The 12863-nt window shown below is 44.8% G+C and carries 15 protein-coding genes; 14 read left to right on the forward strand and 1 reads right to left on the reverse strand.

Translation table 11 applies throughout. From position 1 onward, the window contains the following. Positions 1–11: 11 nt before the first annotated feature. On the reverse strand, positions 12–497 hold the full coding sequence (locus tag FQV28_RS10835) for a DUF2529 family protein (protein WP_146496400.1): 486 nt from the start codon (positions 495–497) through the stop codon (positions 12–14). A gap of 117 nt (positions 498–614) precedes the next feature. Here FQV28_RS10835 and FQV28_RS10840 point away from each other — a divergent pair, with 117 nt between their 5' ends. From FQV28_RS10840 to glyA, 14 genes are all read left to right on the forward strand, one after another. After that, positions 615–974: a response regulator gene (locus tag FQV28_RS10840; RefSeq protein ID WP_146496402.1), complete on the forward strand. Its 360-nt coding sequence runs from the start codon at positions 615–617 to the stop codon at positions 972–974. An 85-nt stretch (positions 975–1059) separates the two neighbouring features. Next, a complete protein-coding gene (locus FQV28_RS10845; protein WP_146496404.1) occupies positions 1060–1917 on the forward strand; it encodes a class II fructose-bisphosphate aldolase in 858 nt (285 codons plus the stop codon). Positions 1918–2000: 83 nt separating this feature from the next. Continuing rightward, positions 2001–2651, forward strand: coding sequence for a fructose-6-phosphate aldolase (gene fsa / locus FQV28_RS10850; RefSeq protein WP_146496406.1), 651 nt, complete (start codon positions 2001–2003; stop codon positions 2649–2651). A 117-nt stretch (positions 2652–2768) separates the two neighbouring features. After that, positions 2769–4067, forward strand: coding sequence for a UDP-N-acetylglucosamine 1-carboxyvinyltransferase (locus FQV28_RS10855; RefSeq protein ID WP_146496408.1), 1299 nt, complete (start codon positions 2769–2771; stop codon positions 4065–4067). A gap of 297 nt (positions 4068–4364) precedes the next feature. Then, positions 4365–5648: a transcription termination factor Rho gene (gene rho / locus FQV28_RS10860; RefSeq protein ID WP_146496409.1), complete on the forward strand. Its 1284-nt coding sequence runs from the start codon at positions 4365–4367 to the stop codon at positions 5646–5648. Positions 5649–5802: 154 nt separating this feature from the next. Continuing rightward, positions 5803–6018, forward strand: coding sequence for a 50S ribosomal protein L31 (rpmE, locus tag FQV28_RS10865; RefSeq protein ID WP_106532840.1), 216 nt, complete (start codon positions 5803–5805; stop codon positions 6016–6018). Positions 6019–6284: 266 nt separating this feature from the next. Then, positions 6285–6878 carry a thymidine kinase gene (locus tag FQV28_RS10870; RefSeq protein ID WP_146496411.1) on the forward strand — a complete coding sequence of 198 codons (594 nt, stop codon included), beginning with the start codon at positions 6285–6287 and terminating at the stop codon, positions 6876–6878. 45 nt (positions 6879–6923) lie between these two features. After that, positions 6924–7997, forward strand: coding sequence for a peptide chain release factor 1 (prfA, locus tag FQV28_RS10875; RefSeq protein ID WP_146496413.1), 1074 nt, complete (start codon positions 6924–6926; stop codon positions 7995–7997). Next, positions 7990–8847, forward strand: a complete 858-nt coding sequence (prmC, locus tag FQV28_RS10880) for a peptide chain release factor N(5)-glutamine methyltransferase (RefSeq protein WP_146496415.1) — start codon at positions 7990–7992, stop codon at positions 8845–8847. Before prfA ends, prmC begins: the two co-directional genes overlap by 8 nt. A gap of 87 nt (positions 8848–8934) precedes the next feature. Next, entirely contained in the window at positions 8935–9927 is a 993-nt protein-coding gene (locus tag FQV28_RS10885) for an L-threonylcarbamoyladenylate synthase (protein WP_146496417.1), read from the forward strand. Positions 9928–9949: 22 nt separating this feature from the next. Next, the gene (locus FQV28_RS10890) at positions 9950–10384 is read left to right on the forward strand and encodes a low molecular weight protein arginine phosphatase (protein ID WP_146496419.1); all 435 of its coding nucleotides are present in this window, start codon (positions 9950–9952) and stop codon (positions 10382–10384) included. Between the two features lie 199 nt (positions 10385–10583). Beyond that, positions 10584–11021: a ribose 5-phosphate isomerase B gene (gene rpiB / locus FQV28_RS10895; protein WP_146496421.1), complete on the forward strand. Its 438-nt coding sequence runs from the start codon at positions 10584–10586 to the stop codon at positions 11019–11021. A 14-nt stretch (positions 11022–11035) separates the two neighbouring features. After that, complete coding sequence (locus tag FQV28_RS10900; RefSeq protein WP_146496423.1) at positions 11036–11620, forward strand: TIGR01440 family protein; 585 nt, start codon at positions 11036–11038, stop codon at positions 11618–11620. Continuing rightward, positions 11607–12842 carry a serine hydroxymethyltransferase gene (glyA, locus tag FQV28_RS10905; RefSeq protein WP_146496425.1) on the forward strand — a complete coding sequence of 412 codons (1236 nt, stop codon included), beginning with the start codon at positions 11607–11609 and terminating at the stop codon, positions 12840–12842. The genes FQV28_RS10900 and glyA overlap by 14 nt, the downstream gene beginning before the upstream one ends. Positions 12843–12863 lie beyond the last annotated feature (21 nt).

Below are 12863 nucleotides of genomic sequence, written 5' to 3' on the forward strand. Positions count from 1 at the left end.
TTTTCTCTGCTTTATTCTGCCAACATTTCATCAATCAACAGTTTCACCGCGTGATACACGTAAAGGGCGCCCATCGCATGGGGGACGAGTGTCCGTCCGCCGTCATCTGCCGGCAGCAGTCCTTTATCCATTTTCAATGAAATAAAAGCGTCGGCCATATCGGTTTCTTTCGTTTCAGCTGCAAGCATGGCCAATGGCATGTGGGCATCGGCGAGCCTGCCGGCAAGTTCGTCGCCTTCGTCCTTTTTCGCTAAGATCCAAATACGATCAGCGCTTGTGACGATGCTGTCCGGCTGCCATTCGGCAATGCGCGGAAGCGGCTCTGCTCCGTTAATGGCAGCTGCGACAACAGCTTTCATTTCGCCAAAAGCCGCTAAGAAAATAGTTCCTTCTCCAACTGCTGCCTGCGCTAATAGGCGGGCGGTATCTTCAATGGCTTCTTCTTGTTGGGAAATACGCTGGAATAATCCTGTGAGTTGCGTTGTCAACATTTTCATCTTTCTTCACCTCATGACAAAAGTATATCAGATGAAAGGAAAGAGTGATAAAGTTGGGAAAAATTTGGTAGAATAAAAGGAAAGCAATTCCAGAAGGAAATGAAAGGGTGACTCTTCGTGAAAACAATTTTAATTGTAGATGATCAGCCGGGCATTCGGCTTTTATTGGATGAAGTTTTTTCGCTGGAAGGTTTTCATACGGTTACAGCAGGAAATGGAAGAGAAGCACTTCAAAAAGCGGGGGAAGCCCGTCCGGATATGGTTCTTCTGGATATGAAAATGCCAGGAATGGATGGCATTGAAATTTTAAAAAGACTGAAAAAAGAACAGCAGGATTTAAGGGTTATGATGATGACGGCATATGGGGAAATGGATTTGATCGAAGAATCAATCACCTGCGGGGCGGTCCGGTATTTCACAAAACCCTTCGATGTTTTCGAAGTCCGGGACGCTGTAAAGAGTTTATTGGAAGACTGACAGCTTCGGCAGTGGCGAAGGTACAGGGATTTTGTTATGATAGTATGGATATTTACATTATATCTAGCCTTAGGAGGAATTTAGCGTGGCATTAGTTTCAATGAAAGAAATGATGATTAAAGGAAAACAGGAAGGCTATGCAATTGGCCAATTCAACTTAAATAACCTTGAGTTTACTCAAGCCATTCTCCAAGCGGCACAAGAAGAAAATTCTCCAGTTATTTTAGGAGTGTCTGAAGGAGCTGCCCGTTATATGGGTGGATTCACCACAGTAGTACATATGGTGAAGGGATTAATGCATGATTACAAAATTACCGTACCAGTGGCAATCCACTTGGACCACGGATCCAGCTTTGAAAAATGTAAGGAAGCGATTGATGCTGGATTTACTTCAGTCATGATTGATGCGTCCCATCACCCGTTCGAAGAAAACGTGGAAACCACGAAGCAAGTAGTGGAATATGCACATAAAAATGGTGTGTCTGTAGAAGCGGAACTAGGAACAGTCGGCGGACAGGAAGATGATGTGATCGCTGATGGCGTTATTTACGCAGATCCGCAGGAATGCAAGCAGCTAGTTGATCAAACAGGTATTGACTGCTTGGCGCCAGCTCTAGGTTCTGTCCATGGACCATATAAAGGCGAGCCAAACTTAGGCTTTAAAGAAATGGAAGAAATTTCTCAGCTTTGCGACGTGCCTTTAGTATTGCACGGAGGAACTGGAATTCCATTAAAAGATATTCAGCGTTCTGTTTCACTTGGAACAGCGAAAATCAATGTCAACACAGAAAGCCAAATCGCTTCTGCAAAAGCAGTCCGCGAAGCTTTGGCTAAAGATACAGAAATGTACGACCCACGCAAATACTTGACGCCTGCGCGCGACGCGATCAAAGCGACAGTCATTGGCAAAATGCGCGAATTCGGCAGTTCAGGCAAAGCATAATAAAATCACCATTAAAAATGGATGGAGGAGAGAAGCGTCCGATAGGTCTCTTCTCTTTTTCAACATAACTAGGAGGAAAATCGATGAAGTTTTTTATTGATACGGCAAATTTCGATGAAATCAAAGAAGCCCACTCTTGGGGCATCCTTTCCGGAGTTACGACTAACCCTTCTCTAGTTGCAAAAGAAAAGAACGTGTCTTTCCACGACCGCTTGAAAGAAATCGCTGCACTTGTGGACGGTTCGATCAGCGGGGAAGTAATTTCCCTTGATGCGGAAGGCATGATCAAAGAAGGCCGTGAATTGGCAGCTTTGGCTCCGAATATCACGGTTAAATTGCCGATGACGCCGGATGGCTTGAAAGCATGTGCGGTTCTAGCTGGTGAAGGCAAGAAAGTTAACGTTACGCTAATTTTCAACGCCAACCAAGCGCTTTTGGCAGCCCGTGCTGGAGCGGCTTACGTTTCGCCTTTCCTTGGCCGCTTGGATGACATTGGCCACAATGGAATGGATCTAATCTCCACCATCTCGACGATTTTCACAATCCACGAGATCAAAGCAGAAATTATCGCTGCCTCGATCCGCCATCCTCAACACGTTACCGAAGCTGCGTTGAATGGGGCACACATTGGCACAATGCCATTTAAAGTAATCAAGCAATTATTTCACCACCCGTTGACTGACAAAGGAATTGAAGCATTCTTGGCTGACTGGGAAAAACGCTCTGCCGAGTAATGGATTCAGTAAAACATCGTCAAGCAAGTTTTTTCGCTTGGCGTTCGTTTAACTAATCGAACTTTTACAGGCATACGTTTGCCCGGAAAAGTGGGACCAAAGGAGAAATTCGATCTGATGGATGTATACAAAATTAAAGGCGGCAACCGCTTATCAGGCACTATTAAAGTGAATGGGGCTAAAAACAGCGCAGTGGCATTGATTCCTGCGTCAATCTTAGCCAATTCACCAGTGGATATTGAGGGCTTGCCGGAAATTTCCGACGTCTGGACACTGAAGAATATTTTGGAAGAAATTGGTGGAGAAGTAACGTTTGAAGATGGGAACATGAGCATCGACCCGACAAATATGGTCGATATGCCACTGCCGAACGGCAACGTTAAAAAATTACGCGCTTCTTACTATATGATGGGAGCTATGCTTGGCCGCTTTAAACATGCGGCGATTGGGCTGCCTGGCGGCTGTTTTCTTGGTCCACGCCCCATCGACCAGCACATTAAAGGCTTTGAAGCGCTTGGCGCCAAAGTGACAAATGAACACGGGGCTATTTATTTGCGTGCCGATGAATTGCGCGGTGCAAAAATTTACCTGGATGTTGTCAGTGTAGGCGCGACCATTAACATTATGCTTGCTGCTGTTCTGGCAAAAGGGCAAACCGTCATCGAAAATGCTGCAAAAGAACCTGAAATTATTGATGTCGCTACGCTTCTCACGAACATGGGCGCTAAAATCAAAGGGGCCGGAACGAACATTATCCGGATTGACGGCGTTGAAGAATTGCACGGCACAAAACACACCATTATTCCTGACCGCATTGAAGCTGGAACGTTTATGATTTTGGCAGCTGCAGCAGGCGATGGGGTTACCATTGATAACGTCATTCCATTCCATATGGAAGCATTAACCGCGAAGTTGCGGGAAATGGGCGTTGACGTGCAAGAAGGCGAAGAGTCCATTTTTATTCCGAAGTCGAAAAATTTAAAGGCAATTGATGTGAAAACCCTTGTTTATCCTGGATTTGCTACAGATTTGCAGCAGCCGTTCTCGGTATTGATGACGCAAGCGGAAGGGTCTTCGATGATAACGGATACCATCTATTCCGCTCGTTTTAAACATATCGATGAGCTGCGCCGCATGAACGCAAGCGGCCGGGTAGAAGGAAGAGCGGCGATCATTACAGGGCCGACCCCACTGACAGCGGCTACTGTAGTAGCTTCTGATCTGCGCGCCGGCGCTGCACTGGTCATTGCAGGTTTGATGGCGGAAGGCGAGACGGAAATCCGCGAAATTTATCATATTGAACGAGGCTATTCCTCAATTATTGAAAAGTTGCGGGGACTTGGCGCGGACATCCGGAGAGAGACGATTGATCCGGTGGCGAGCCTAAATTCCAAAACAGCGCAAGACGCAAATTAACCTCTATAAAGCTAAAGATATATGCTACAATTACGAAGATAGTTTTGAAGCTTGAACGGAAGAGTGAAACTGCATTTTTGCAAATGGCCATACCTTAGTGCTCATAAGCATATTAATTTGGTACTGTGCAGTTTGTAAATGACGCCACAACAAAAGAAACATGAGTCCTGCTGTATATGATTCATAATGATACTTCTTGAGTCCGGCGATTTGCCGGACTCCTTCTTTAAAAGAGCTTCCCAACCTGAACGATCCTCATCTATTAAATCCTATAAAAATAAGAGTGGTGTCTGACTTATGGCAACAATAACAATTTCCGCTTTGGAAAACATGACGCTAAAAGAACTTTACAGTTTGGCGAAAGAATACAAATTAACAAATTACAGCAAACTGACGAAAAAAGAATTGATTTTTGCAATTCTAAAAACGCGTGCCGAACAAGAAGGCTTTTTCTTTATGGAAGGCGTACTTGAAATCATTCCTTCCGAAGGGTTTGGCTTCCTGCGCCCGATCAATTATTCTCCTAGTTCACAGGATATTTACATTTCCGCCTCGCAAATCCGCCGTTTCGATTTGCGGAACGGGGACAAAGTATCCGGAAAAGTGCGTCCGCCAAAAGAAAACGAACGCTATTTCGGTTTGCTGCAAGTTGAAGCAGTAAATGGGGAAGATCCAGAAGTTGCGAAAGAACGCGTCCATTTTCCTGGGCTTACGCCGCTTTATCCCGACCGCCACATCCGCTTAGAGACAACCCCTAAGCATTTATCGACGCGCATCATGGATTTAGTGGCTCCCGTGGGATTTGGTCAACGCGGTTTGATTGTCGCTCCGCCAAAAGCAGGGAAAACCATGCTGTTGAAAGAGATTGCCAATTCGATTACCACCAATCACCCGGAAGCCGAACTGATTGTGCTATTGATTGATGAGCGCCCAGAGGAAGTAACCGACATTGAGCGATCGGTCGATGCCGATGTAGTTTCTTCTACGTTCGATGAAGTTCCGGAAAACCATGTGAAAGTGGCGGAGCTTGTCTTAGAGCGCGCCATGCGCCTTGTTGAACACAAGCGTGACGTCATTATTTTGATGGATTCCATCACGCGTCTTGCGCGAGCATATAATTTGGTTATTCCGCCGAGTGGGCGTACACTATCAGGAGGAATAGATCCAGCGGCATTCCACCGTCCGAAGCGCTTCTTTGGGGCAGCCCGGAATATTGAAGAAGGCGGCAGCTTGACGATTCTTGCAACGGCCTTAGTAGAAACCGGCTCGCGGATGGACGAAGTTATCTATGAAGAATTCAAGGGAACAGGCAATATGGAATTGCATTTAGACCGCAGCCTTGCGGAACGCCGTGTGTTCCCGGCTCTTGATATCCGCCGTTCCGGCACACGCAAAGAAGAGTTGCTTATTGATCGGCAGCAGCTGGATAAATTGTGGGCGATCCGCAATACTTTTTCCGACTCACCGGATTTTGGCGAACGCTTCTTGAAAAAACTTGGCCGGACAAAAACCAATGAAGAATTTTTTGGTCAACTGAACACCGAAATGAAAGCACATCGAAACAGCAAGAAGATGATTTAAATAGTTGCAAACAGCTTCGGTTTCTGATATTATAGTATAAGTGAATTAAAGCAGAGCTATTGCATATACGGCCTAAAGAGCCGTGTAAGGCAATAGTGAAATAGATACTAATAAACTCTGTTCCAGATGGTTCAGGGCAGGAGGAGAAAACATTATGAAAACAGGTATTCATCCAGATTACAAATTAGCAACAGTAACTTGCTCTTGCGGCAACTCGTTCCAAACAGGCTCTGTAAAAGAAAACATCAACGTTGAACTTTGCTCAGAGTGCCACCCATTCTATACTGGACGCCAAAAGTTTGCTTCTGCAGATGGACGCGTAGACCGTTTCAACAAAAAATACGGCCTAAAAGAAGAAATCAACCAGTAATCAAAAAAATATACCTGCCTGGCGCGAAAACGCAAGGCAGGTATTTTTTTTCGTTCTAATCCTTAAAATATGTTTTACATAGAGAGAAATAGCGGTTTTTTTATAGAATTTTAGGTATGATAAAGTGAAAGTGCAATCATCGGAAGTTTAGATTCCGGAAGGTTGCCGATGACAATAAGCGGTTTGTACGAGCAGTGGCGTTCCTTTAATTGGCGAAAGTCGGACTCGTGATAAAAATGATAAAGTGTTTGAAAGGGGCTATACTTATGTACGTCATGAAACAATCCGGATGGGTGGAATTAATCTGCGGCAGCATGTTTTCCGGGAAATCGGAAGAGCTGATCCGCCGCGTTCGCCGTTCACAATTTGCCAAACAAAAAATTGCGGTGTTTAAACCGAAAATTGATAACCGTTACAGTGAGGAAGCAGTCGTTTCACATAATGGCACGTCTGTTATCGCTATGCCTGTTGAACATTCCAGTGAAATTTGGAAGTACGTCAACGATGAATACGACGTTATTGCCATTGATGAAGCTCAGTTTTTCGATGATGAAGTGGTTGAAAACGTCCAGAAATTGGCGAACCACGGGTTCCGGGTTATTGTCGCCGGGCTGGACCAAGACTTCCGCGGCCGGCCGTTTGGACCAATGCCAATCCTATTGTCAATTGCTGAACAAGTTACAAAATTGCAAGCGGTTTGCACTGTTTGCGGATCACCGGCAAGCCGAACTCAACGCTTGATTGATGGCAATCCGGCAGGTGCTGATGATCCGACCATTCTAGTGGGGGCTTCAGAAGCATATGAGCCGCGCTGCCGCCATCATCACGAAGTGCCAGCAGGCGTTACGGTATCTAAATAATAAATACATTTATATAGAAGAAACTTGAAAATTAGAGGTGAAATCATGTTTGATCGATTACAGGCAGTTGAAGATCGCTATGACCGTTTGAATGAACTGTTAAGCGATCCGGCAATTGTCAGCGATACCAATAAACTGCGGGAGTATTCCAAAGAGCAATCCGATTTACAGGAAACCGTAGAAGTTTACCGGGAATACAAAGAATTGACTTCTCAATTGAATGACGCAAAAGCGATGTTTGAAGACAAGCTGGATGCGGATATGCGTGAAATGGTAAAAGAAGAAGTGAACGAACTGGAAGCGCAATTGGCACAAGTTGAAGCGCGTCTCCACATTTTATTGATACCAAAAGATCCAAATGACGATAAAAACGTCATTATGGAAATCCGAGGGGCAGCTGGTGGGGATGAAGCGGCATTGTTTGCCGGAGATCTCTACCGCATGTATAGCCGGTATGCCGAAACAAATGGCTGGAAAGTCACCATTATGGATTCCAATCCGACAGGTCTTGGCGGCTTTAAAGAACTGGTCTTCATGGTTGCCGGAAAAGGCGCTTACTCAAAACTGAAATACGAAAACGGCGCACACCGCGTTCAACGGGTTCCGGAAACTGAATCAGGCGGACGTATCCATACATCAACGGCAACTGTTGCATGTTTGCCGGAAGTGGAAGAAGTTGAAGTGGAAATCCATGACAATGATATTCGCGTTGACACATATGCTTCGTCCGGAGCCGGCGGGCAATCGGTTAACACGACCATGTCAGCTGTGCGTTTAACCCACATTCCGACAAATACTGTAGTAACGTGCCAAGATGAAAAATCCCAAATTAAAAACAAAGCGAGTGCCATGAAAGTTTTGCGGGCGCGTGTTTATGATAAGTTCCAGCAAGAAGCGCAAGCTGAGTATGATGCAGTAAGAAAATCCGCTGTAGGTACAGGAGATCGTTCTGAACGGATTCGAACTTACAATTTCCCGCAAAACCGTGTGACCGATCACCGCATCGGATTGACCATCCAAAAGCTGGATCAGATTCTACAAGGCAAAATGGATGAAATCATTGAAGCGCTTGTTGTAGAAGAACAGTCTGCAAAAATGGAAAGTTTGAACAATGACTGATAAAATATTAATTTTCGAGGCCCTTAACGGGGCTTCTTCTTTTTTAAAGGATAATGGCAGAGAGGAAGCAGCAGCGCGCATTCTTCTTCAACACGAACTCGGCTTATCGCATGCCGGGCTTCTTGCATCGTTGCGGGATGAAATCGACAAGGAAGTTCATGAGCGTTTTTGGGCAAACATTGAGCGCCATGTTGCTGGCACACCAATTCAGCATTTGACGGGCAGCGAGGAATTTTACGGCAGAAGTTTTCAGGTCGATGAACATGTGCTGATTCCAAGGCCGGAAACTGAAGAACTGATTGAAGAAGCTTTAAGTCAAATTGAGCGTCATTTTCCAGGGAAAAATCTAAAAATAGCCGATATTGGCACAGGGAGCGGAATCATTGCAGTGACGATGAAATGCGAAATTCCTGAAGCATTAGTGACGGCTACAGACATATCAGAAAAAGCGCTGCAAATGGCTCAAAAAAATGCCGAAAAGCTTATGGCAGATGTTGCCTTTTTACAAGGCGATCTGGCGGAGCCTTTAAAAGGTGAATTATGGGACGTGATTTTATCTAATCCGCCTTATATTGCTTACAGTGAAGCTGCAGACTTGTCGGATAGTGTCCGTGATTTTGAACCGCATTTAGCATTATTCGCAGATAATGATGGTCTTGCTTTATACGAAAAATTGGCGCAGCAACTGCCGGAATTGCTAAACAAACCTGGAATTGTCGGTTTGGAAATAGGTTATAAACAGGGAGCGGCGGTAAAAGAGATGCTTAAAGCTGCATTTCCCGAAGCAAAAGTGTATGTTAAAAAAGATATCAACAAAAAAGACCGGATGGTTTTTTGCATTATTGAATAATTGAGGATAATTTGTGTGTAATTCACCAAAGTTATCCCCCGAATGGGGATAACTTTGTAGAAACCTTGAATAATAGGAGATGTTCACATGGAGACGAAAACCATTCTTGTGGATAAAAATAATAATATCGAAGAAAGTTATTCACAAGCTGTGGAAATGTTGAGAAGCGGGGAAGTTGTTGCTTTTCCAACCGAAACTGTATATGGGCTTGGGGCAATTGCAACCAATGCAGAAGCGGTGGATAAAATTTTTAAAGCAAAAGGGCGTCCTTCGGACAATCCATTGATTGTTCATGTTGACTCAAAAGAGACAGCTCTTGAGTATGTTTTAAATGTTACGCAAAAAGCGGAAAAATGTATGGATGCTTTTTGGCCGGGAGCGCTGACCTTAATCTTGAATGCAAAGCCAGATATGTTTGCCAGTAATGTTACGGCGGGTCTTGATACCGTCGGAATTAGAGTTCCAGATCACCCTGTGGCACTACAGTTGTTAAGACAGCTCAAAATACCTGTAGCGGCGCCAAGTGCCAACACCAGCGGGAAACCGAGCCCGACTCTGGCTGAACATGTTTATCATGATATGAATGGGAAAATTCCTTTAGTTCTAGATGGCGGAGCCACAGCCATCGGCATTGAATCCACTGTGCTCGATATGACTTGCGAACCGCCTTGTATTTTGCGTCCGGGACAAGTGACGAAAGAGCAACTTGAGGAAGTTATCGGAATGGTACGTTCATCATCCGATATCAAAGGAAATGCACCCAAGTCACCTGGCATGAAATATACACATTATGCACCGGAAGCTCCGGTCTATTTAATAGAAGAAGATGCCCGGCTAATTGAAATGGCGATCAATCATGTCCATAACGAAGGGAAGAAAGTTGCGGTATTAAGTCATTACGATTTTCCGGATGCAGATTTTGATTTTCCGTTATCCGCAGAGACGCTTTATAACAGTCTGCGGAAATGCGATATGATTGATGTGAATATTATTCTAGCGGCCGTAGCTTCCGATAAACAAAAGGATATTGCCGTATTGAATCGATTGGAAAAAGCCGCTGACCATAAATGGTTCAGTTGAATTCTGTAGAAGGTGGTGCAAAATGAAGATTTTCTTTGTATGTACGGGGAATACATGCCGCAGCCCTATGGCTGAAGCGATTTTAACGGCGAAAGAATTACCTGGCATCGAAGTCCGTTCTGCAGGTATTTTTGCAGGTGCCGCTCCTTTATCAAAAAATGCTCAAGCCGTATTGGATGAACAAAAAATTCCATTCTCGCATATGGCTAAACCGGTCAGACCCGAAGATGTCGAGTGGGCAAATCTTATATTGACCATGACAGCTGCCCATCGGGATATGTTAATGCAAAGCTATCCCGAAGCAGCCAGTAAAATTTATACGCTGAAAGAATTTGCCGATGGCTCGAGAGAAGATGTCTCCGATCCTTATGGTGGTTCTTTATCGGCGTATCAGCAAACTTTTGACGAGTTGAACCAGTTGATCGATAAACTTGTTTTTAAAATTAAAGAAGAGTAAAGGGAAAGCAGAAAGTGTTTGCGAATATGCAGACACCCTGCTTTTTTCTTTTGATTCAAAACAAACTGTTTAAGAAATTCAGGAAAGTGCTCAAAACAGCGGATTCTAGGCTTTTAAGTACAAAAATGATAGAATGGAGAAAAGTGGATGCGCGCCAAGCGTGCTGGCAACTAAACAGTTAAAGAAAAGAGGGCTTTTCATGAAAATCGCTATTTCATCAGACCACGGCGGAAATATTCTGCGCAAAGAAATTGTCAATCTATTGAACGAACTTGGGATGGACTACCAAGACTTTGGCCCGCATACAGATGATTCGGTCGATTACCCGGACTATGCGAAACCGGTAGCCGACCGTGTAGCGAGCGGTGAATTTGATCGGGGAATTTTAATTTGCGGGACGGGCATCGGCATGTCGATTGCGGCTAATAAAGTTAAAGGCATCCGCTGTGCGCTTGTCCATGATGTATTTAGTGCAAAAGCGACAAGAGGGCATAACAATTCCAATATCTTGGCAATGGGTGAACGGGTTATCGGTCCCGGACTTGCCCGCGAAATTGCAAAGACTTGGCTGACAGTAGAATTTGAAGGCGGCAGACACGAAACGCGTATCCAAAAAGTTTCAGATTTAGAAAACTGAGGAGAGTGGCCGATATGCAAACGTTATGGCAATTGCAGTTAGAAGAAATTTTGAGTGAACTGGAGCAGCAGATTCAATTCAGAAAAGGCCAAGTGTTTGTAATCGGCTGCTCGACATCTGAAATAGCGGGTAAACGCATCGGCACCGGCGGTGGATTAGATATTGCGGAAAGTTTGTTCGAGCCGTTTGAGAAGTTCGCGGCCCGGCACAAAATCCATTTGGCTTTCCAGGGGTGTGAACATATTAACCGTGCTTTGACAGTGGAGCGGCAAACTGCTGAAAAGTATGGCTGGGAGCCGGTATCGGTCATTCCTGTCGCTAAAGCGGGAGGTTCGATGAGTGCCTATGCTTTCATGAATATGAAAGATCCGGTTGTTGTGGAAGAAGTTCAGGCTCATGCCGGAATTGATATTGGCCAAACAATGATTGGTATGCATTTAAAAAGAGTAGCCGTTCCGGTGCGGACTTCTGTTAAACTAATAGGAGATGCGATTATATCCGCCGCTACCACACGGCCAAAATTGATTGGCGGGGAGCGCGCACGATATACTCGTGAGCTTGTTCAATTACAGGAGGGATATACGGATGGAATTGATTAAAGTGCAGGACCAAGCAGTATTTGAAGCAATGGAAGCAGAAAAAGCACGGCAGGAAGCGAATATTGAACTGATTGCCTCGGAAAACTTTGTATCACAAGCAGTTATGGACGCTCAAGGGTCGGTTTTGACTAATAAATACGCAGAAGGCTACCCTGGAAAACGCTATTACGGCGGTTGTGAGTATGTTGATGTTGTCGAAAATATTGCTAGGGATCGCCTGAAAGAAATTTTCGGTGCGGATCATGCAAACGTTCAACCACATTCAGGATCCCAAGCCAATATGGCCGTTTATACAGCAATTTTAAAGCAAGGCGATACAGTACTCGGAATGAATTTGAACCATGGTGGGCACTTGACGCATGGCAGCCGTGTAAACTTTAGCGGCATGACTTATAATTTCGTTGAATACGGCGTCAGTGAAGAAACACAGATGATTGATTATGATGTTGTTCGTGAAATCGCAGTTGAACACCAGCCTAAATTGATTGTTGTGGGTGCCAGCGCTTATTCCCGGACAATCGATTTTGCTAAATTCCGCGAAATTGCAGATGAAGTCGGCGCATTATTAATGGTGGATATGGCTCATATTGCCGGACTAGTAGCCACTGGGGCACATCCAAGCCCAGTGCCGCATGCCCATTTTGTCACTTCCACAACTCATAAAACATTGCGCGGTCCTCGTGGAGGACTGATCCTATGCACAGAAGAATTCGCGAAAAAAATCGATAAAACGATTTTCCCGGGTATTCAAGGCGGTCCATTGATGCACGTGATTGCAGCAAAAGCTGTTGCATTTGGCGAAGCGTTGGAACCTGAATTCAAAACATATATCGATCAAGTGGTGAAAAATGCCAAAGCTTTAGCTGAAGCGCTAATGGCTGAAGGCGTGCAAATCGTATCAGGCGGAACAGATAACCACTTGCTATTGATTGACCTTCGTTCACTGAATCTGACAGGAAAATTGGCGGAGCACCTTCTTGATGAAGTCGGCATTACGACAAACAAAAACACCATCCCATTTGATCCGGAAAGCCCATTCGTCACTTCAGGCATCCGCCTTGGGACTCCTGCAGTAACATCACGCGGTTTCAAAGAACCGGAAATGAAAGAAATTGCGGCCATTATGGCAATACTCTTGAAAAATCCGGAAGATGACGCCGTAAAACAAGAAGCGGCTGCTCGCACTGCAAAGCTGACAGCAAGTTTCCCGTTATACAAATAAGAGAATTTAACCAAGTAAAAA

This window comes from Planomicrobium sp. CPCC 101079 (genome assembly GCF_007859275.1).
Taxonomy (GTDB): Bacteria; Bacillota; Bacilli; order Bacillales_A; family Planococcaceae; genus Planococcus.